Origin of the sequence: Saccharophagus degradans 2-40 (genome assembly GCF_000013665.1) — a bacterium.
Lineage (GTDB): Bacteria > Pseudomonadota > Gammaproteobacteria > Pseudomonadales > Cellvibrionaceae > Saccharophagus > Saccharophagus degradans.
In genome coordinates this window covers 4,879,938-4,901,622 of sequence record NC_007912.1, presented here as the reverse complement: position 1 = coordinate 4,901,622, position 21,685 = coordinate 4,879,938, and the positions used below count along the sequence as shown (strand labels likewise).

Genomic DNA, 21,685 nt, shown 5'->3' with positions numbered 1-21,685 from the left:
TTAAATGAGGGAGTAGTCCGCGACTATCAAATTTTCAGTTAGCGTTATGCCTGTTAGTTCGTTGGCTAAAATGCATTTTTTCAGTTTTTCTCCGCAGTAAAAACGGCCATTTGCCGCTTTAATATGAAGTAGTTCGGGTAATTCTATATCGTCGCGAAACGATAACTCAGCTGTTACGCTTTTATCGTATGAGGCATTTGTGAGAGTTATTTCATCAGAAATTGTTTTAATAAGATTATCGGAATGTTCGGTGAAATTAACAGCGTGCCATACTTCATTATCCAATTTAATACTAAAAATTTCTGCACTTTCTGGAATAAATTCTTTTATTACATTAAAAGCTTTAGGGCTGAATGTGAGCATTTCATTTAATAATGTTATGTCAGGCTTAGGTAAATTTGGGTCTTCGAACCAATCTGCGACCATTTCATCAATTGCAATTTCTTGAGAGCTATCTTGCGACGATTTAAAATGATTGGCAGCTTGTGTTCGTTCGTATAAACGAATCTCACACTCTTCAGTAAGGTGTAACCCTTTGTAATCAAAATATGCAAATAGTATTTGATAAATCATAATTTTTTATTTAAGTATCAGCGGGGTAACTAATCCATGTTGTAATTTGGTGTGAACCAAAGGAAGGAGGCGTTTAAATTCTAATGGTGTGGGATGTAAACGCCAGAGTGGGTTTTGGAATCGTTTCTCATTTCATAAAATGAGCAGGTCGCTCCAGTTTATTGATAAACCAGGCTACTATTTTTGCGAACAGCCAATTTCTTCGAAATCCGTAAATTCTTAGGGCGAAAGATCAAAAAACGTATGAATATGTCCCTATAACGTGCTCAATTCGTCCATGAATTGAGCATTTTTGATCTTTCGCCCTAAGAATTTACTCGCGGAATTACCTACGACAAGTTTGTTATCCGTCTGAAGCGACCAAGTCGTTTCCATTTATATTTTTCATACTTTAATTTATTGTGCCCATCGACAAATTGTCGAATTTGCTGTGGTCGGTAGAGTAGATGCGTTCAAGTTCTTTATCTAAAAGCGTCACTGCCATGAGTATAAATTATGTCTCCTTTCTTAGGTGCAGCGAGAATCTAGCATTATTTCTAATGCAATGAGCGCGTAGAACTGCAAAACCTTTCTTGTTTCACATAGGTTGGCCTCTAAATTATTTTGTGGTTGGTTTTAGGCTACATACTTTATGTGTTGGACTCTGCTTTAGGTATTTGTAACGCAGGTCTTCCACCGCCCTTATCTGGCGTGTCTGCTAATCTCGTTAAGCTAGCTATTTTAAGAATAGGGTGCGCTCCACTTTATTTATATTATAATATATCCTGCAAGGCCTAATAGTAGGGCTTTAGTGCGGTGCTTGACCTTAAACCGCTAGGCCCAGCTACGCATTCTGTTGGGCCGAATATCATCATTCTTACAATAATTATTACATTCACTACCTAAGCGGCTGTGGGGTTCTGTTACTGCTAGAAAACAGACTGCAATGCCTGGCGACTTCTAAAGGACAACTATGAAAATTTCTCTCTATTACCACGGGCGCGTAGTGGGGCGGCTGGTTTTGTTACTTGCTGTTCTGTTTGGCTCTAGTGCTGCGTTTGCAGCAGAGCAAGAGGACGGTCGTGAGCGGTTGTCTTTAAATCGCGGCTGGTATTTTCATTTGGGCGATGTGCCTATGGCGCCTATAAAGGGCCACAGCGAATCTTATATGAATGCCAAGGCGGGCAATGCGCCAGGGCCTGCGGGTAGGGAGTTTGACGATTCTGAATGGCGACGTTTAGATTTGCCGCACGATTGGGCGGTAGAAGGGCCCTTTGACCCCAACGAAAATATCTCGCAGGGCTACAGGCCGCGTGGCATAAGTTGGTACCGCCGCTATTTGCGAGTGGAGGAGAGCGATAGAGGCCGCTATTTTGAACTGCAATTTGATGCCATTGCCACCCATGCCACCGTGTGGGTAAACGGCAATGTGGTAAAGCGTAACTATTCGGGCTACAACGCGAGTTATATCGATATTACCCCTTATATTCGTTATGGCGATGCCATGAATACCATTGCGGTTAAGGTAGATGCCACGCAAATGGAAGGCTGGTGGTACGAGGGGGCGGGTATGTATCGCCACACTTGGTTGGTTAAAGCCAACCCCGTGCATATTGTTACCGACGGCCTACACGCCACGCCGCGTTTAGAAAGCGAAACCCTAGAGGGTGGTAAATGGAGCATACCGGTTGAGGTAACCCTAAATAACAGCGGCGAAAATCTGCAAACCGTAACGGTAGAGGTAACGGTTACGGCACCCAATGGCAAGCAAGTGGCCAAGCAAAGTGGCAATGTAACTGTGCCGGTGTTGGGCGAGGCGGTGGCTAAGTTACCCGTGACTATTCAGTCGCCTGCGCTGTGGAGCCACGAGCAAACCAATCTATATCGCGTAAACGCTGTCGTTAAGCACGGCAAGCGCGTCATTGATGAAATAGCACTTTCTACCGGCTTTAGAACGGTGCGTTTTGATTCGCAGCAGGGCTTCTTTTTAAACGATAAGCACGTGAAACTGCAGGGTGTGTGTATTCATCAAGATCACGCTGGCGTAGGGGTGGCCGTGCCCACTAGTATTTGGCAATACCGCCTGCGCCGTTTAAAAGAGCTGGGTGTAAACGCTATTCGTTTTTCACATAATGCCCCCGCCGTCGAGGTGCTGGATTTGGTGGATTCCATGGGCTTTTTGGTGATGGACGAAAACCGCAACTTCAACCCATCGCCCGATTACATGCAGCAGCTAGAATGGATGGTTCGTCGCGATCGCCATCACCCGGGCATTATTTTGTGGTCGGTATTTAACGAAGAGCCGGTACAGGCGTCGGAGGTAGGTTATCAAATGGTGCGCCGCATGGTGGCCGCCGTTAAAGCATTAGACGATACACGCCCCGTAACCGCAGCTATGAACGGCGGTTTTTTTAGCGACTTGAATGTATCCCACGCGGTGGATGTACTGGGGGCAAACTACCAAGTGCCCGATTACGATCGCTTTCACGCGGCGCGTCCAGAAATGCCCTTTACCAGCTCGGAAGATACTTCTGCGTTTATGATGCGCGGCGAATTCACCACCGATTACGATAAAAACCTTATTGCCAGCTACGATGAAGACTTTGCCTTTTGGGGCAATAGTCACCGCGATGCTTGGCAGGCGGTAGCAACGCGCGACTATGTAGCGGGTGCATTTGTATGGACAGGGTTTGATTACCGCGGCGAACCCACGCCACTGGCTTGGCCTTCGGTAAGCTCGTTTTTTGGCATTATGGATTTAAACGGCTTTGCCAAAACCGCGTATTACATTCACCGCGCGCAATGGGTGAAGGATGAGCCGCAAGCGTATTTAGCGCCCCATTGGAACTGGGCGGGTAAAGAAGGGCAGATTATTCCCGTATTGGTGATGGCCAATGTCGACAAAGTGCAATTGCTGCTTAATGGCAAAAGCTTAGGCGAGCAAGTGGTTGACCCTTTTCAAATGAACACCTTCGATGTGGCTTATCAGCCCGGCAAACTTGAAGTAATTGGCTATAGCAGCGGTAAAGAGGTGGTGCGCAATAGTGTAGAAACCACCGGCAAAGCTGTGGCTGTGCAGTTGGTGCCAGATCGCAAAGCGCTAGTGGGCGACGGTTTTGATGCTATGCCAATTACCGTGCAGGCGGTGGATGCAAAAGGGCGGGTTGTACCTACCGATAACTCGCTTATCCACTTTGAAATAAGCGGTGCAGGGCAGTCGATTGGTCACGGCAATGGCAACCCCAATTCCCACGAGGATGAGAAAGGCGCAACGCGCCATTTATTTAATGGGCTCGCCCAATTAATTGTGCAAAGTCATTACGAGAGCAGCGGCAATATCACAGTAAAAGCCAGCTCGCCGGGGTTAAAAACCGCAAAGGTAAGCATACCGGTTAAAAAAGTGGCGGCGGTGCCCTACGTGGCCTCGCAAACGGCCCCCAATGTGCATTTGTCCGATTGGCGTACGTCTCCCGTGGCGAGCCAGCGCCCTGATCCAACCCAAAAAGTGGCCGATAACGATATGAATAGCTGGGGGTGGGGGCAGCCGCCGTTTATGTCGCAAGCCAAGGGCGAAACGGCACCCGCGCGCTACCGCTTGTATCGCACTAACTTTACCCCGCGCAAAAATTTAGCGCGCGGTGATGGCGAGTTATTTATAGGCGATGTAGTCGGCCGCGTGGAAGTATGGCTAAACGACGAGCTGCTGTACAAAAAAGACAACGTGCGCAAACAAAACCTACGACTGCCCATCCCCAAAGGAGAAGGCAACCGCGAACTTACGTTTTTGCTAGAAGATGAAGGCCAAGACAACGCCGTAATAGGCGGCCCAGTAATTGTGCAGCCAAAGGGTAAGAAGTAGAACCGGCATTTTCGGGCCGCGAGGCAGGTAGGCCGGATAAGCGCAAGCGCCATCCGACGGTTGTTGTGAAAGTTTGCCGAGCTGTGTCTTGGGGGTGTATCCCGAAACTTGTGGTTTGTGGTGCTTTTCGAGATTGCCCGATGGCGCTTGCGCTTATCGGGCCTACGTAAACTATAGATTTCTCACTAGCTCCTACCGATTGATACCTAGCTCCTACCGACTGCCCCACCTAGCATTTATCGATTAAGAGCTAGCTATTAAACTCACTGACAAGTCGATGGCGCGGCCGCGATAATGGCCGTTTTGCCTTCACTGTACACAGAGTTATAGGGCGTTGCGCCGCCGCGGCCGGTGGTGGCAAATAGGTAATCTGCCAGTTCTTGGCCTACGGCAAAGCGGTTTGCGTCTATTGTGGCTTTGGAATCGGCGTTGTAGGTTGCGTACATATCGGGTGTGCTGCCGTGGGATGCGGTTAGGTCACCGGGGTCGCCCTGTAGTTGGCAATCCGAATTCGAGAACCACACATAGCTGCCACTTATTTCTAAACCGCCTTCTCTAAAGTCGCGCAGCAAGCCTTCTACCCAATAGCTCATATCATCGTCTTTAGTTTCTGCGGCTGTGGTGCTGTTCATTACCATATTGTCTTCAAAGGCAATGCGGCCGCCCACGCGCACGCTAAGAATATCTTTGCGGTAGCCGTAAAACACGTTGTTAAACATATGCGACTGACCGCGGCGCATAAGTGGCACACGGCGCAATGTATTGTATGAGCTAAGCGCGTATTGATCGTCGGTAGTCACAAATAAATTGTTGTGAATGGTAGACGTAATTTGCGCGTTAATGGTACGGCTATCGCTCGAACCGTGCAGGGCTGCGCGCTTCACATTCATTAAGCGGTTAAACGATACGGTAATATCGTAGGCACCTACTTTAATGTCGAACGCCGAGTCGCCGGTGTTTTCGAATGTATTTTGATGAATCCAAATATCGTGGGATTCACCCGTTGACCGAATCATATCTGGGTCTAAGTCGTGATCTTCGGTGTGCCCTACGCCTTCAAACGCGAGGTTTGTCACTATTACATTTTGCGCTTGATAAGTGCTGGTACCGCTGCTGTCGGCGCCAATGGCAAAGCCATTAAATAGGAAGTAAGCGTTAGTGCCGCGGCCATCAATAGTGGTATTCGATTTAATCACTTTGTTGCGAATAGGCAGGCCAGAGTCGTTTAAGCGCTCGTTAAAAAATGTTTGCTCACAGCTGGCATTGGCAACGCCGTTAGCTTCGCACCAGGCATTGTGGTCTTTACATTCTGCCTCAGTGGCGCCGCCAAGCGCGTTGCGCACACTGCTACTGGCGCAATCTAACCGGTACATGGCCACTTCGGTTCTGCTGGCAAAGTCGTCTTTGTCGAACACTATCCACTTATAGTTTTCAGAATTAATGGCATTTAACACTTGCTGCTCGGTAGATACATCGCCATCGGCGGTAATAATCACCAGCTCACTGCCCCCTGCTGGGTTGTAGCCGCCAGTGGTATTCTCGCCAAAGCCCACTGGCTTACCTAGCGACGAAGCCAAACACTCAATAATTTCTTGATCGGTTTGCAGGGTAGATTCGCGCCAGTTAATGCTGGGGTCGTTTACTAGGTTGTAACAGGCTTGGTTAGGTGGAACAAAAACAGTGCCGCCGCTGGTACTACTAGAGGAAGAGCTAGACGACGAACTTGATGATGAGCTGGAACTGGTTGAGCTGGAAGAACTAGACGATGAGCTAGATGTGCTCGATGAAGAGCTAGAGCTACTGGACGAACTAGATGATGAACTTGAAGAATCCGAGCTTTCACACGCTACTGCCTCAGCCAACTCTGGGCCGTCTAATTCAATATAATCGATATTTGGCAGGCCGCTGTTGCCGGTAGCGGTAAGCACCAATGTGTTCGTGCCCGCCTGTAATTCGATAGTTTGGGTTTCTTCTAACCAGCTTGTCCAGCCGCCGCTAGAGGTAAACGTATAGTCTGCCGCGCCTATGTCGTTGGCCGTTAAGCTACCCGCGCGGGTGCTGCTTGCGGCGTAGCGAAAGGTCACATCGTAAAAACCTTGTTCTGCAACGCTTACTTGCCAGGCTATATCGGCGCCTAGGTCGTTATCGGTGTTGGTAAAGCCGCTACCGGTGTAACCAAGGTGCTCGTCTTCCACTACCAAATCGGTATCGCCAGCAGAACAAAACCCAGTGGCTAATTCTTGAATTAACAGGGTAGTGGCACCTTGTGCGCCGCCAGAACTGCTGGAGCTGCTACTGGAGCTACTGCTTGAACTACTAGAGGAGCTACTCGACGAACTACTGCTGCTGGAACTAGAGCTACTGCTAGATGAGGAGCTAGAACTGCTCGAACTGGAGCTAGAAGAGCTTGTCGATGCGCTGCCGCTGTCGTTGCTGCCACTGCCGCCGCCACCGCAGGCAGCTAAGGTTAGGCAGCAGGTACTTATCAGTAGTTGTGAAAGCTTCATAGTAATTTACGCGTCAATTAGATTTAACCCGCATTATTACCAGTATAGGTAAAACCTGTCTAGCCAAAATGTTTTTAAATGCTATTTTGGTCATACAGGTTTTAACCCTTTTGCTGCAAGTCGCTGTTCAAAGCTGTAATGAAGCCTAAAAAATAATAGAACGCGGTGGTAAGTGCTTTTGTTAACTACACTTTACTCATCATCTACGGCCGTTCTCTCTAGCTCTGGTATGGCGCGCTTCTAGTCGCAATGAGTATATTTATTGCTCGATATCTTCGTGTTAACTAACCGCATATCGCGGTTAAATAATCAGATAAATGCCATGGTTTGACTCGTAAATATACTTTACTTTGCGCAAGCAAACGTTTACCTTTTGCTTGGTAAACGTTTACCTTGTCGTTTGTAAAAATAATAACTAGGTGCGTATTAGCAGTGCTTTACCACTTGGCGCAGCAGAGCTGAGTTTAGAAAGGCACCGAGTAATGCGAACACAAAATGCTCGAATCATAATAAATAATAGTTAGGGGAAAGTTCTCATGGCACATACAAAGATGCACGCCAACAAAAATGCACAGCATGCCAAAAAATTCGTGCCCTATTTTGCGCGTACCGGCCTGTTTGCAGCTATTAGCATGGCCAGCGCCATGGCTGTTGCACAAGACACACATTCAGAAAACAGTAACCCAATGGAAGAAGTAACGGTTACTGGCATGCGTGCCGCGCTAGATAAAGCGTTGGACGTAAAACAAAACAGCAACTTTGTTATGGATGCTTTGTCGTTAGAGGACATTAACTCTACCCCAGCTATTACCATCGCCGAGGCGTTAGTGCGTATGCCGGGTGTATCTGGTGTGCGCGATCGCGGCAACGAAAGCCAAGCGGCCATTCGCGGCATGGGCCCGCGCATGGTGTTCAGTACACTAAACGGACGTGAGCTTGCCACCTCTGAGCCTGGGCGCGCAGTGCGCTACGAGCAATTCCCATCAGAAATGATTTCTGCCGTAGAAGTGTATAAATCGCAATCTGCCGATCTTACCGAAGGCGGTATTGCCGGTACTATCAATCTTAAAACCCTGTCGCCACTTAATCACAGTGGGCCTACTTACACTGTGCGCGCGGGCTTGCAGTACAACGATGCCGGTGCAGATTTGCCAAACTACGATGCACTGGGCAATCGTTTTAGCTTATCTACAGTGCATAGCATTACCGACGAATTCGCTATTGCAGTTGGTTACTCTGCGCAAACGCAAAAAAATGCTTACGCTTCGTTTCAGGGCTGGGGCATGAACAACGATGCAACCTGGCAGCCCGCATTTGCAGACGGCCCTGCAGAATTAGACGGTAATGGCACGCGCGGCTATGCGCCGTGGGGTGCAGCACTAGAATTAAAGGGCTTAACAACCGAGCGCGAAGGTTTAATTTTTACCGCAGAGTGGGCGCCGAGTGATGACCTAAGCGTAAAATACGATACCCTTTACACCGATGTGGGCTTGTTTGAAGAAACCCCAAGTAACTGGTACCAAGGCTTGGGTAACTGGGATGGCGGCCAAAACGGCAGCTACCGCGATATCGAGCTAGAAGGCGATTATGCCGCCGCTGCAACCGCTGTGGGTATAGCCGAAGTGCGCCACGTTATTGCCAAATACCGCCAAGAAAGCAGCAGCATTTCGCACGGTATTAACGTTAAGTACGACGGTTACGAAAACCTGCAAATTAGTGCCGATATAAACTACTCACACGCAGAGCGCGACGGTTATTGGAATGCCATTTGGTTCGATCAATACGGCCAAACTATTCGCTACGATTTTCGTGAAGGGTCAGAAGGCGTTTCCGCCCCAGATGGCGGCAATGTATTAACGCCTACCGCAGATGGCGCATTAACATTTCCTAGCTGGGGGCCAGAAGAGTGGAACCAAGCTAACGCCAACGAAGGTAATCACCTAGAAGACACCATGTTAGGTGGCAATGTAGATTTCAAATTGGCTGTAGATGCCGGTCACTTAGTGGGTGTAGATTTTGGTATACGCCATGCGGGTCGCGAAAAAGAAAACTCGCCTACAAGTTTTGTAATGACCGACCCAGAGCAAGCGACCGCTATGGATCGCCTGCCTGAAGGCTTCTTTACTACATACGAAGTAACAGAATTTCCTTCTACACCACTGGTTTACGCTGAATCTTACGATGCATTGGCAGAAGCATTTTACGGCGGCGTAGATTACAGCCAAGCCGAATTGCGCAATGGCGATTACTGGTTAGTAGAAGAAGTAAACAATGCCGCTTATGTAAAGTTGAATTTTGAAGGTGAATTGGCAGGCTTTGCTTATAACGCAAACGTGGGTGTTCGCCATGCGAAAGCTTCGATAGATAGCACCGGCTACCCTGGCGGTGGCGATACGTTGCAAAGTGTGTCTAACGATTACAGCCACACCTTACCCAGCGCGACTATCAACGTAGATATACACGACGATATGGTTGTTCGCCTGTCTGCTGCACGCGCTATATCGCGTCCACCCGTAGATGAAATGCGAGCGGGCGAATTTATTAACCTTACCACCGGTGCGGCTAACGGTAGTGCGGGCAACCCGTACCTCGAACCCTACATTTCAGATCAAATAGATATTTCTTACGAATGGTACTTTGCCAGCGAGTCTTTGTTTGCTGCCACACTGTTTTATAAAGATATTTCTAACTACGTGGGCATTGAAACCATTGGTACATTCCAAGACGAAAATGACCCAGAGCGATCATTTACAATTTCTGGCCCTGTGAACGGCGATGGCGGTTACGTTAAGGGGGTCGAGTTTACCTTCCAAATGCCGTTTAACTTCTTACCCGTTGAAGGCTTTGGGGTTTACTCGAACTTAGCACTGGCCGACTCCAATGTTATGGAATTTACGCCAGTAAATAACCCCTACACCATGGCGGGCTTAGCCGATTACACCGCCACCGCCGACCTGTGGTACAGCAACAACCGGTTTGATGCGCGCTTGGGCTACAAAGCCACTTCCGATTACACCACAGGCTTTACGTGGAACGGAGCAGAGCTAAATACCATTGCCCCCGAGGCGAGCTTAGGTTTGAGCATGTCTTACACCTTTACCGACAACATATCTGCCCGCGTGCAGGCATGGAACCTTACCAACGAACCTGCGCGTTTAACCCGCGACAACACCAATGCGAGTTTAATGCGCTATGACGAATACGGCCGCGGCTACATGGCGGATGTGACCTTTACTTTCTAAGTTGTTCATTGCTAGCAGCCCATATTTGCTAATACCTATTAGTTGTTAGCGCCCTTTTATTGTTAGTTTCATCGTTCTCTTCGTTCGATTTATGCGGCTACTTTTTAGTAGCCGTTTTTTTTGGCGCCTAATAAAACAAAGTATGTAACTAATTGTAAATGCAGCAAGAATCGGGTGGCCAAAAGCGGGTGAGTCGCGCAAGCTATTACTTTGTTTACCTTCACAGGAAAAGTAATGCCGCACCCAGCAACACGTGTCGCAATAGAAAACAGCGAACAACACGCGCACTACAAAATAGTCGAGCGTGCTATCACCTACCTAGTGGCTAATCAGCGCGAGCAACCTAGTCTTGCTTTAGTAGCCAAACAAGTGGGCCTAAGTGAATCGCGCCTGCAGCGTGTGTTTACCGATTGGGCCGGTGTTTCGCCTAAGCAGTTTCTGCAATTTTTAACGAAAGAGCATGCAAAACAAGCACTTACCCACGCACCGGTATTAGAAGCAGCCCTTGCTAGCGGGTTGAGCGGCAGTGGCCGCCTGCACGATTTAATGGTGCGCTGCGAAAGCATTACCCCAGGCGAATACAAAAAGCAGGGCGCCGGTTTAACAATAGAATACGGCGCCCACAGCTCGCCTTTTGGCTTTTGTTTTATTGCAGTTACCCCTCGCGGCGTATGTAAGCTGGCGTTTTATGATCAACAGCGCGAGCACGCGTTACTGGTTGACGAGCTACAAGCCGATTGGCCCAACGCTACGCTGGTGCATAGCCCTACGGGTACCGAATACAGCTTTCGACAAATATTTGGCAACGGGCAATCGCGCGGCGATATAAAACTGTTATTAAAAGGCACGCCATTTAGGTTACAAGTGTGGGAGGCGCTGCTGCGTATTCCTAGCGGACAACTTCTTAGTTATCAACAGGTTGCCGATGCAATAGGCAAGCCCAATAGTGTGCGTGCGGTTGCCTCTGCCATTGCCAGTAATCACATTGGGTATGTGATTCCCTGCCACCGCGTTATTCGCAACACGGGTGGTTTAAGCGAATACCGCTGGGGTGCGTATAGAAAGCGCAGCCTAATAGGGTGGGAGCAGGCGCAAATTGTGAAGCGTGTAGATTAACCTTTTAGCTTGTGCGTATTGGGTTTTGTTGCAAGGTACAGTATCCTAAGCGCCAGCTAACAGCTAACAGCTAACAGCTAACAGCTAATAGAAAGGGAGGGACCCTTTCTTAAATGGAATGGTCATTATTAGTAGTGAATAAGTAATGATTCAATAAATGGACCCAAAAGGAATCGATAATGGACGACGTCGCCATCGCCTCGGGCAGTAAAACTACTGGCCAATCCCCTCTTGCTAATGAAGCAATCATAGAAAAAAACGAACGTACCGAAATAGAGCGATATCGCGATATTTACAGCTCATTCGATGATATGACCCTGCTAAAAGAATACAACCGTATTTATAGCGACCCCAACAGCAGTACCAACATAGAAGCGCTGCAACGTTTAAGTGCCATGCTGCAGCTTTTACGTACACGCAATATAGACCCAGAAGTACAGAACCGCCCGAAAGAGCAAGGCAACTCGGATATAGGCATAGGCGCTGCTTTTATAGGTGCACTTACCGTGTTGTTTATTGGCTATAAGCTTTTTAGAATCTTTACCGCTTAATAGATTCTCCAAGCTACATCCAATACAAAAGAGGTTTAGTGTGCCGTCTAAACCTCTCACTTTTCTTTATTAATCAACTGCTACACTTACCTCTACAATCTACCCTGCTATTTACAGGCAGTGTGAATAAATAGCTCGACCAATTAGGCTGTTAAACCCATTACTTAAACCCGCAACCTAGTGCAGTACGCTTAAATTGTTAAGTAAATAACACCCATTATTACTGTTCTACAAACCTGCAAAGCGCAGTGTATTTGCCGCCAAGCTGCCCACAAATACCGTGTGGCATAAAGCTGACGCAAGCCTGTAATTTGGCGGTACCAAAAAAAGTACAATCATCCTTTCTATCTGCAGTGGCTATGCTATATTGCGGGCGCATAGCGGGGTGTACTAGGCCTAATTTTCCCGTATACATTAGTAGGGTAAGCCCAGGGCCGTTAATGCTATTTAGGAGAGAAAAGTGACATATTGTTTAGGTATAAAAATAGACGAAAGCATCATTATGCTTTCCGATTCACGCACCAGCGCAGGTGTGGATAACATAAGTACCTACAGTAAAATGTGGCGTTACAGTGTGCCTGGGCAGCGCCAATTTGTACTGTGTAGCGCAGGCAACTTGGCCACCACACAGGCAGTCATCGCCGTGCTAGAGCGCGACATTAAAACCAAGGCGCCCGTAAACTTGCTTACCGTTGTAGATATGCACCAAGCGTCCGAATACATCGGCCGCGTGAGCGTAGCGTGTCAAAAACAAAATACCGGCGGCGGCCCCGTGTTTGAAACAACCTTTTTGTTGGCCGGTGAGATTCTAGGCGCCAGCAACGGCTTATATATGATTTATTCGCAGGGCAACTTTATTGCCAGCTCTGAGCAAGTGCCCTATTTGCAAATTGGCGAAACCAAATACGGCAAACCCATATTAGACCGCGTAGCGCAGGGCAAAATGACAACCGACAGAGCAGTGTTGTGTGGTTTGGTTTCTATGGATGCAACCATTCGCAGTAACTTAACGGTTGGGCCACCCATTGAGGTAACCGTGCTTACGGCTGGCTCGCTGCAACCTGGACGCTACCTAAAGTTAGAAGAAGATAACGAATATATGCGCAACCTGCGCATAACATGGAACAAGTTAATGGAAGAGGCCGTAGGCCAGCTGCAGCCGCTTGTGTGGCCAATAGAAGGTTAATTACTTTTCCATTTTGTCGTTTCTATATGGGCTTGCATGGAGTAAGCCCTCTAGCAAAATCAGCATTCTCCCATCATTTCAATCCCGCTTCTTTCCCTGCAAAATTATCTAGGGAACCTCTATTGGCTACCCATGCGCTCACTGGTTCCTTTTTTGGAATGAAAGAGGTGGGGGTGCCTACTTGCACAGCGTTTATGCAACTTACTAAACGCTGTGCAAGTAGGTGGCGCATTTAAGAGCCGGGGACGAATACCGCATTTAAGGTGGTGGCACTATTTAAGCTAAACGTAATGGATGTGGAGGTTGCGCTGCTTGCGCCTTCCCAGTGGGAGAACACATAGCCGTCGTTTGCTATAGCGGTGGCTTCTAGGGTGATATTTTCGAAGTAATTACCCTGCCAGTTGGCGCTTTCTATTAATGCAGAATTAAGCTGAACCTTACCGCGCGCACTATTATTAATGGTCACGGTAAGCGGGTGCAGTTGGCCTGCTGCTAAATTATTTTGCATATAGTCAATCATATTTGCGCTGCGCTGCTGGGCGAAGGTTTTCATATTGTTAATATTGCCCTGCCAATTGGCGCCGTCAGACCCGTCCCAGCGCTGCCATTGCTTGGGTATTTCCGTTGCTATTTCCGCGGCCATGGCGTCAATGTGCGCAGTTACGTGGCTTGCTTCAAAGCGTGTATTTAGTTCGTCGTTAAAGCGGCGAATAAATAAAGTCTTAAACGTATCGTTTTCCATTAACTTGCGGAACAGCAATGTAGACCAAGGTGGGTTAGGCCATTCTGGCCCAAATTCAGACAATGCAAATGCGAGTGTGTCTGCACTGTAGTCGTACACATTCCAAATGCCAAAACCAAAATCGGTATCGTATAAAATCCAGCGCCATTTGCCGCCGGGTGCACGCCAATATTTAATATTGTTGCCGGGCCAATCTTGGTTGTTAAAATAAATTTGCGCCACGTAATAGGTTATAAAGTTTTCTATATCTATTTCGCTGGCAACGTAATTGTAATTGCTGGTATTGCTTAGGCTGTTGTTTTCTACAAAATCTATTAACGCCAAATAATCTATATTACTGCCATCTACTACAGCGCCTTCACGTTCCAAAATATCTAATGTGTTGGCTTCTACGTTGTGGCGCGACGCAAGAAAATGCTCGCTAACTTTTTCGCGCAGGTTATACATGCCCCAGTATTGGCCATTTAAATACACGGCGGTGGGGCGGTGCGCTTGTATATCTAAACCGCTGCCATCCATTAAGCTGGTTAGCGCCGCATCGCGCATCATGGTATTAAGCCAATCGTTACCGGAGTTGCGCAATACTAGCGATTGAAACTCTTGGTATTCGCGTTGCGGAAAAAGCGGGTAGTCAATTTCACTTTCGCCGTAGCGTCCGCGGGCATACAAGGCTAACGAGCGCTGGCTGTTTGCACGGCTCCAACCGCCAAATATTTTTACTCCGGCATCCATAGCTAAGCCCAGTTCGCCAGTGGGCTCGTAAAAACTAAAATGAATGTCTCGCTCCCAATCTTGCCAAAAGTTCGCGCCAAAATAGGGTAATTCGTTACTGGCATTGGGGCCGCTTTCGTAAATGCCCGTTGTGTAATCAAAAAAGTTACTGGGTTCGGTAACTAAGGTTACCACGGCTATATCGTGGTCGGCCTCGGGTAAATATGTGCGGCTAAAGGTGCGCGAAGGTATATAACCACTGCGAAATGCGCGCGCACGAATCACTGTGTTGCCGCTAATGGCTATAGCGCTGCTGTAAGCACTCGAGCTGCTGGTAGGAACGGTAGCGTTAGTGGTGTAGCGAATTTGCTCGCCGTTGGCGGCGCCGCTAATACTCACACTTGTTGCAGCACTGGTGCCGCCGTTATTAGAAAAAAACAATTCGCTGCTAACAAAACCTTGGTATTCGGTGCTGGCATTGCGCGCGCCGGGGGTTGTGTCTTGGTAGTACACAATATTGCCGTTGCTGTTAGATACGCCCACAGAAATATCGGTAATAAGCGCAGGCACGTCGAAAGCATCCACTTCTACGCCGTCGCTGTTATACAAATATAACGTTTCGCCACCAGAAGAAATTTTAAAATTAGTGTGCAACCCGTAATTTTCAAAACCGAGAATCGCCGGTGGCGTTACACCGTCGTTGGTGGTGCTGTTGTAAAGAGCAGTTAAAAAGGGAATAACCGTTAAATCAGACGAGGTATTGGAAATATTATGCACTTGAATGCTTAATACATTGTCGCCTTCAACTAGTAGGTCTGCAAAGTCGGTAAGCGCGTGTCGCTCGGGTAAACCGCTTTGATACATTTGCGCTTCGCGTTCGGCAACGGTTGCGGCGTTGTGCGCTGGGTTGGTACCCAATATATTGCCGCGCGCAATTTCGGTGCCGTTTAAGTAGGCTACAAATGCGTCGTCGTAATCTATATCTAGCCACATATTTTGAATGTTGGCAGTGCTTGTTAGGCTAAATGTTTTACGCACATACAATGTTTGCGTGCCGGTGGGTACAACGGTTGTATCGTCGTTGTCGCCATAGCCTAAACCGCCAGCGCCGCTTTGCCAGCTGGCATCGTTAAAGCTTGTGCTGGTCCAGCTAGCACTTGGCTCGGTGGTGCTATAGCGAAAAGTATCACTGCTATTTACTAAAGTGCGATAAGTACCAACGGTGGTGCTGTTTTTATCCGATGCCCAAATGCGTAAATAGCCGCCCGCCTCAATAGTTTGATTGGGAAACGTCCACATGGCCGGTTCGTCGTCATCGTCGCTGAGTGTCCAGCCGCTAAGGTTCACCGCGCTTGCGCTAGTGTTATACAGCTCTAACCAGTCGGGGCTATCGCCATCTTCATCGTCATACGTAGAGTTAGAGGCAACAACTTCGTTAATGCGAATGCAATCTGTACAGGCGCCGCCAGATGACGTGCTGCTATTGGACGAGCTACTACTAGAAGAGCTGTTCGACGAACCGCCGCCCCCACCACCGCAGGCGATTAAAGCCGCACTGCCAGCGAGCAAAATAATACCGCGAACGGTTTTTAGCAAAAGAGGGGAGACTGTATTGGCAACCATGGGTGCACCTAATAAAAAAATAAATTAAAAAGAAAGTTGTATACGCGCAGTAATTGCTTGGCCATCTAAGGTTAGCGGCACATTATTGTCGTAGCTTTGAATATCAGACGCGGCGTATTCCAAAGCTAGGCGATAATTTTTGGTGGGGTAGTAGTTCACAATTAAGCTGGCTACATCGGCGCTGTCCCCCTCGCCATCGTTTACGGTATCCGCTTGGCTTATACGGGCGGCTATTTCTAAAATTTGCGGTGCATCTTTATTCGATTTAACTTCACCTTTGCGATACTGGCGCGCGCCGCCTAGCAATGTGTAGCTGCCAGTGAGGTAGTAGCCGGTATGAATATATTCGTCGCCATCGGCTTCATTAAAGGTTTGGTCAAAATATTCCGCTTGTAACAATAATTTTTTGTAGCCTACTGCGCCCTCAAAACCGTAGCTGGTAATATCGGCGTCTCTATAGCGCTGGCTGTGAATAGTATTGCCGTAAATGGGCGCTACGGTGGGTTCGTCTATGTCGTAACGCCGTTCGGTAGCATCGCGTTTAGAGTAGCTAGTACCTATATGTAAAAAATCGGTTTTAGCGTCGTTGCGGTAAGGGTTGTAGGATGCATGTAAAGCCAATACACGGCTGTCATCGTAGCCTTCGTCTTTGCCTTGCTGATTCATCAGCGCACCTTCAACATTCCAGCCGTCGCCATCCACAATTACACCAATACCGGTTTTACGGCCAAAAGAAAAAACATTGGTCGCTAACGAACGCTCTAAGAAAACCTGATTTTTTAAACCTTGGTTGCGTTCAAGGCCTGCAGGCTCTTTAAAGCGGCCAACGCGAAATTCTAATAATTTAAGGGGGGTGATACCTACATACACATCTTTAAAGCTGTACTCTTCATCTAGCTCGCTGTACTCGCCAGATATTTCTGCGTTTAATAATTTATTATATTCAAGCTCTATACCTAGGTTGGCACGTCGTAAATATAACTCCTGCCCGTTTTCACTAAACTCACTGCCGGAATAACTCACGGCATCTAACATGGCATCGGCTGATAATTCGTATTCGAAATCGGCCTGTGCAGCTAAAGGCAGGGCGGCACACATTACAGCGCTTATTACGCCCGCTAAAGGTTTAAAGTTAAATTTACATTGCTTTGCCATATGCTGTTATCCCTCTTCTGCACAAAATACAACGAGTTGTACGCTATCGTTTAGAAAATCTACTTTGCCTAATTCAATTTTTACTATGTTCATACCGGTGCGTTTACGTACTTCGGCAAGTAATTGAGCGCGGTTTTCTGGTTGAATATTATCTATGCGGTCGTAGCTAATACGGCGCTCGGTAATAGTGGGCGCGAATACTTGAGTTTCGGAAAGGGCGGTTAATAAAATAATTACCCCGCACAGTGCGGATATTTCGAAAAAATTTATTTCTGCCACCGAGCACATAAGCGACATAACAATTGCAGTAAACAAGTAAGTCATATCGCGTACGGTTAACGCTTCTGTGCGGTAGCGCAGCATAGAAAACACGGCAAATAAGCCAAAGGCAAAACCCATAGACATTTCTACGCTGTGCAGCAAGTAGGTAATTAAAAATACCCCGTTGCCAAACATAAATATGCCTAAAAATACCTCGCGGTTAGGTGTGTTTCTAAAATAAACACCGCGCAACATAATAAGTGCGGCAATAAGAAAAATAGCGTAGCGGATAATAAATTCTTGTACGAACATGGTTACAGCGTTAAACCTCTGGTGTTTTGGATTTTGGCCACCCGGTGGGCGATTTTTTTAAATCGATTAAATTTAATAGGGTGGTACAGCTGCGACGCCTGTAAAAAACCCATGCAGTATTTGCTAATACTGGCTGGGCGTACTCCGTGGTTGCGCATAAAGGTAAACACGGGGCTATCGCGGTTAATTTTGTTTTGTTTTAACTCTACAATGGCCACATTGCCCAACGGGCTTTCGCTGCTGGTAGGGTCGGCAAGTAGATTTGTGTGTACGTTAAAATCTATGGTGAGGCGATCGGCTTGTTGGCCGCAGGTAAGCGCTACACGCTTGTAGCGGCACTGTTGGCTAGGGTGCAGCTGCAGGCTGGGGTCTATTCCCGCTTGCGCTAAAAATTGGCGATAAGAAGCCAAGCTAGTATCGTAGTTATCGCTTATTTCAATGCGCTTTTTGTCGGTGCGTTTTTTGTTGTTTTTATATTTAACTTCTAGAAATTGGGTATTGGAATTGACATAGCGCCGCACACGCACCTTATGGCGATTAAGCTTGCCTTGGTGGTGTTTGTTGTAAAACAGGTAGTCGCCTGTGTCGTAGTAAGTATTTTCATACTCAAAGCAACGGTCGCCGTTTATATCCAATACCTTAAAATCTGTCTTAAGGGTATGGATTATTTTGGGTACTAAATCAGCGTGCACAATAAACTTGGTGTCTACCCGGTTCATAAGGGTGGCACCGCCAATGTCGCTTAGGCTATAGCCGTCGCACTGGGCTAACAGCAGGCGCAATTGTGTTTCAAATTGCTTATTCATTTTTATTAGTATTTTGTTTGTTTTTATATTGTATCGAGTATTTGCTGGCGAAAAGTTGGCTTGTAACTGCCAAATTCCGTTCCGTGGACGGTTGTTGGCGCCTAATACTTTTTTGCCTAGCACAATCAGTTTACATACAGATGACAGTAAATTACTACCTAAGAAATGGAAGCGGTTTCAAATACTGGGTTAAAAGGGACTTAAAAAACGTTAGCCCGCTGCGCAAGTGTAAATAACTTGTGCCCGCAAGGCGTTCGGCTAAGCGTTAATCGTTAAACAAACGAGCTTGTTTAATATATAAAACCCGTTCTGGCCCCATATATTTAAACTCTACGTCTAAAGCGAAGTTTTGATACTTGTAACGGCGATGGTGTTTGTTCACCTTGTGGTAAAAGTGCTTTTTAAGGGTATCTAACACAGTAGTGAGAGTAAAAATTTCCTCATCCGTCAAAATGGGTACACCATTATTAAGGCTGGAGTAGGTGATGTAGCGCGGCGGGCCTTCTTCATCGGTTAGGTCCGACACGCCGCGATAGCTAATAAGCTGATCCACACTCACCCCAGGGCTAGGTTGCACCACACTCTCCTCACCTTTTTGCACATTAATGACAAATGCTGGGTAATCGCTGCGGTATAGGTTGCGGGTAATAGCAACGCCGTTAGCTATCTCATTGGGAAACGAGCGGTGGGCGAGTACGGCCATGGCGACGGTGTGTTGTTCTATACCGAAATAGGCGCGCTCTGCATAAGCTGCGTAACGCCAAGTACTGGCCCATACCTTTTTAATTGCACGCTCTATGTTTTTTTTAGGTTTGTATAGGTGCCCAGTTTTAGAGGTGTATAAGCCCGCACCACTAAAGCCTTCCAGGTCTTCGGCATTGGTGGATGAGCGAAATCTAAGGCGGTCGAAGCCACCATTCACCATGCGCTGCTCAACCGCTTTTACTAGCTCGGGCGCGAGCGGTGCCGTTTCGATGGCATCGCGCAGGGTAGCGAGGTGCTGCTTTAACGTATGGTTATCGCTGGTATTGCTATCGAGCTGTAAAACAGCGTTAAGCGCCTGCTGAATGGCGGGTTGCTGAATATGTTGGTGATAAAAATAAAAAGGGATGGCGAAAGCGCCTTCAGGGGTCTTAGCCGCAATGTTTGGCTGTGCGTTGGCAGTTTTGTTAGTTAGTCCGCTATTGGCAACCTGAGTTAGCACAAATTGCAATTCGGCAAAGTTGGCCGCTTTGCCTCCTACACGCTCAATATCCTTATAGCGCAGCTTGGTTATATCTAACAAAGGGCTGGGGTTGAGGTTGCTACTAAGGGTAATGCTCTTGGTGGTTTTACGCTTGCGCCACTGGTTGTACGCCTGCTGGCTAGACGGTGAGAGGCTAAAGCCGTTTTCATCTGCTACAAGCTCTACCCAGCTACCAATAAGCGGTTTGATTTGCTCGTGCTGTGGGGCAAATTTTTGCGCAATAGTCACTGTGCCTCGGTTGCGGCTAAGCACTGCCATATGGCTTAAAGGGGTTTGGAAATCGGTAGTGATAATACCGGCTAAAGGCGGCACGGTAAGCGGGGTGCCGTTAATTAAAGCCAAGGTGTGCTCGGGTAAGTTGAGGGCATCTATACCTGCGGCATCTACTTCTGTAAGCAGGCCAATGGCTTTGCCGGGAGTAAGCAGTTGATAGGTTTGGCCTTTATACAGCGCATCTGGGGTAATGGTGGCGGTATGAGTTAGCCGCGCAGCCGCTAAGTGCAGGCGCGAGGTGTTTAGCAACAGGGCGAGCTTATGCTGTGCGAAAAATGCGTGTTTTAGTTTTGTAAGTAACAGTTGGATTTGCTCCAACGGCATTTCGTCGGATGGGGCAAGCTCTAAAGCGTAAGTATCTAGCGCGGGGTGGTATGAGAGCGTAGCCAAAAGGTATTTTCGTTTGGGCGATAAGGTGTAATTGTGCGCGTTAAAGGTATCTAACGAGGATGTGTAATTAAGCACATCTTTGCAAAAACTGTAGTGATAGCTATAGCGCTTAGAGTTAACAAAATACAGCCGTTCGCGGCCAAGTGCATACACAATTTTTACCGATTCTACCCCCGCGTATTGGCTGCCAAGTGGTTGGGCTTTAAGGTTGGTAAAGGTATCGGCATCGGCAAGGGTATAGCTGTACCGTGGTGCGGCTGTGGCGCTTTGGCAATATAGCAGCAGGGCAACTAGGCATATCAACAATAGTGGTGTGTTTTTATTCAACGTAAAAACCTTAGCCAGCGCCACAAGCTAAATACGTTGGTTAATGCTGCGGCTACATAGGTGTATGCACAGGCTTTTAGAATGGTATTTACCGCGGGCAGGTATACCTCGGGTATGTACTGGCCCTTTTTTAGTATAGGCAGGGCTTTGTTAAAGCTTGCGTCGTATTCCTCTGGCAGTATTGCCGCATACATGGCAACAGAAACCAGCATGGTGCCAATGCCAATTAACAGTGTTAGGCCAGCTATATGGGGCGATTTGGTAACCAAACCGATAATAGGCAGCGCAAACATTAAATAGGTACCCGCTTTTTGTAAGCGCAAAGCAATGGGCATATAGCGGCTGCGCAAATGGCTAACGGGCTCGTTGCGGGTAAATTGTATGGCGTGACCAATTTCGTGGGCAGCGGTGGCTACCGCAGTAAGCGATTTACCGTTAAATACACTTGGCTCTAGCCGCACGGCATTTTCAAGCGGGCTGTAGTAGTTTTCACCATCGCCCGCTTGCTCTACTACTAATTCATCTAATTTAAATTGCTCTTTTAGGTGCAGTGCCAGCTCGCCGCCAGTGCCGGGCATGCCATCGAGAGTGGTGCTGTATTTGCGCAAAATGTAACGCACCCATAGCGATGGGCCGTAAATAAGAGCAATTAAGAGTAAAGCGCCTAAAGCGTAGAGCATAGTGTGGTTACTGGTGTGGTTACTGGTGCGGTTGCTGGGGTAGTTAATGGGCCGATTAAAGGGCTGGTTATTGGGTTGGCCTAATTAGGCGTAGCCGTAAACTACCACAGCAGGCACAAACAAATAAATCTCCCCGTGCCATAAAG

At 47.6% G+C, this 21,685-nt stretch carries 13 protein-coding genes; 5 read left to right on the top strand and 8 right to left on the bottom strand.

Annotation, left to right across the window (positions count from 1 at the left end; genetic code table 11):
- Nucleotides 1-573 carry a hypothetical protein gene (locus SDE_RS20305; protein ID WP_011470353.1) on the bottom strand — a complete coding sequence of 191 codons (573 nt, stop codon included), beginning with the start codon at nucleotides 571-573 and terminating at the stop codon, nucleotides 1-3.
- Between the two features lie 952 nt (nucleotides 574-1,525).
- On the opposite strand from SDE_RS20305, the gene galA reads away from it, so the two are divergent.
- The gene (gene galA / locus SDE_RS20300; RefSeq protein WP_011470352.1) at nucleotides 1,526-4,411 is read left to right on the top strand and encodes a beta-galactosidase GalA; all 2,886 of its coding nucleotides are present in this window, start codon (nucleotides 1,526-1,528) and stop codon (nucleotides 4,409-4,411) included.
- Nucleotides 4,412-4,674: 263 nt separating this feature from the next.
- On the opposite strand, the gene SDE_RS20295 is transcribed toward galA, so the two are convergent.
- Nucleotides 4,675-6,918 carry a carbohydrate-binding protein gene (locus SDE_RS20295; protein ID WP_011470351.1) on the bottom strand — a complete coding sequence of 748 codons (2,244 nt, stop codon included), beginning with the start codon at nucleotides 6,916-6,918 and terminating at the stop codon, nucleotides 4,675-4,677.
- Nucleotides 6,919-7,454: 536 nt separating this feature from the next.
- On the opposite strand from SDE_RS20295, the gene SDE_RS20290 reads away from it, so the two are divergent.
- From SDE_RS20290 to SDE_RS20270, 4 genes are all read left to right on the top strand, one after another.
- Entirely contained in the window at nucleotides 7,455-10,160 is a 2,706-nt protein-coding gene (locus tag SDE_RS20290) for a TonB-dependent receptor (protein ID WP_011470350.1), read from the top strand.
- A gap of 234 nt (nucleotides 10,161-10,394) precedes the next feature.
- Entirely contained in the window at nucleotides 10,395-11,276 is an 882-nt protein-coding gene (locus SDE_RS20285) for a methylated-DNA--[protein]-cysteine S-methyltransferase (RefSeq protein ID WP_011470349.1), read from the top strand.
- Between the two features lie 179 nt (nucleotides 11,277-11,455).
- The gene (locus tag SDE_RS20280) at nucleotides 11,456-11,827 is read left to right on the top strand and encodes a hypothetical protein (protein ID WP_011470348.1); all 372 of its coding nucleotides are present in this window, start codon (nucleotides 11,456-11,458) and stop codon (nucleotides 11,825-11,827) included.
- Nucleotides 11,828-12,287: 460 nt separating this feature from the next.
- Nucleotides 12,288-13,013, top strand: coding sequence for a proteasome-type protease (locus tag SDE_RS20270; protein WP_011470347.1), 726 nt, complete (start codon nucleotides 12,288-12,290; stop codon nucleotides 13,011-13,013).
- 232 nt (nucleotides 13,014-13,245) lie between these two features.
- Here the strand turns inward: SDE_RS20270 and SDE_RS20265 are convergent, their stop codons facing one another.
- The 6 genes from SDE_RS20265 to SDE_RS20240 all read right to left on the bottom strand — a co-directional run bounded on the left by SDE_RS20265 (nucleotide 13,246) and on the right by SDE_RS20240 (nucleotide 21,539).
- The gene (locus tag SDE_RS20265) at nucleotides 13,246-16,089 is read right to left on the bottom strand and encodes a CotH kinase family protein (protein WP_011470346.1); all 2,844 of its coding nucleotides are present in this window, start codon (nucleotides 16,087-16,089) and stop codon (nucleotides 13,246-13,248) included.
- Nucleotides 16,090-16,113: 24 nt separating this feature from the next.
- Nucleotides 16,114-17,244, bottom strand: coding sequence for an OprO/OprP family phosphate-selective porin (locus SDE_RS20260; RefSeq protein WP_011470345.1), 1,131 nt, complete (start codon nucleotides 17,242-17,244; stop codon nucleotides 16,114-16,116).
- A gap of 6 nt (nucleotides 17,245-17,250) precedes the next feature.
- The gene (locus SDE_RS20255) at nucleotides 17,251-17,817 is read right to left on the bottom strand and encodes a DUF4956 domain-containing protein (RefSeq protein ID WP_011470344.1); all 567 of its coding nucleotides are present in this window, start codon (nucleotides 17,815-17,817) and stop codon (nucleotides 17,251-17,253) included.
- A 2-nt stretch (nucleotides 17,818-17,819) separates the two neighbouring features.
- The gene (locus tag SDE_RS20250; RefSeq protein WP_011470343.1) at nucleotides 17,820-18,623 is read right to left on the bottom strand and encodes a polyphosphate polymerase domain-containing protein; all 804 of its coding nucleotides are present in this window, start codon (nucleotides 18,621-18,623) and stop codon (nucleotides 17,820-17,822) included.
- 265 nt (nucleotides 18,624-18,888) lie between these two features.
- Complete coding sequence (locus SDE_RS20245; RefSeq protein ID WP_011470342.1) at nucleotides 18,889-20,859, bottom strand: phosphoenolpyruvate synthase/pyruvate phosphate dikinase-like protein; 1,971 nt, start codon at nucleotides 20,857-20,859, stop codon at nucleotides 18,889-18,891.
- Nucleotides 20,856-21,539, bottom strand: coding sequence for a zinc metallopeptidase (locus SDE_RS20240; RefSeq protein ID WP_011470341.1), 684 nt, complete (start codon nucleotides 21,537-21,539; stop codon nucleotides 20,856-20,858). The genes SDE_RS20245 and SDE_RS20240 overlap by 4 nt, the downstream gene beginning before the upstream one ends.
- Nucleotides 21,540-21,685: the final 146 nt, after the last annotated feature.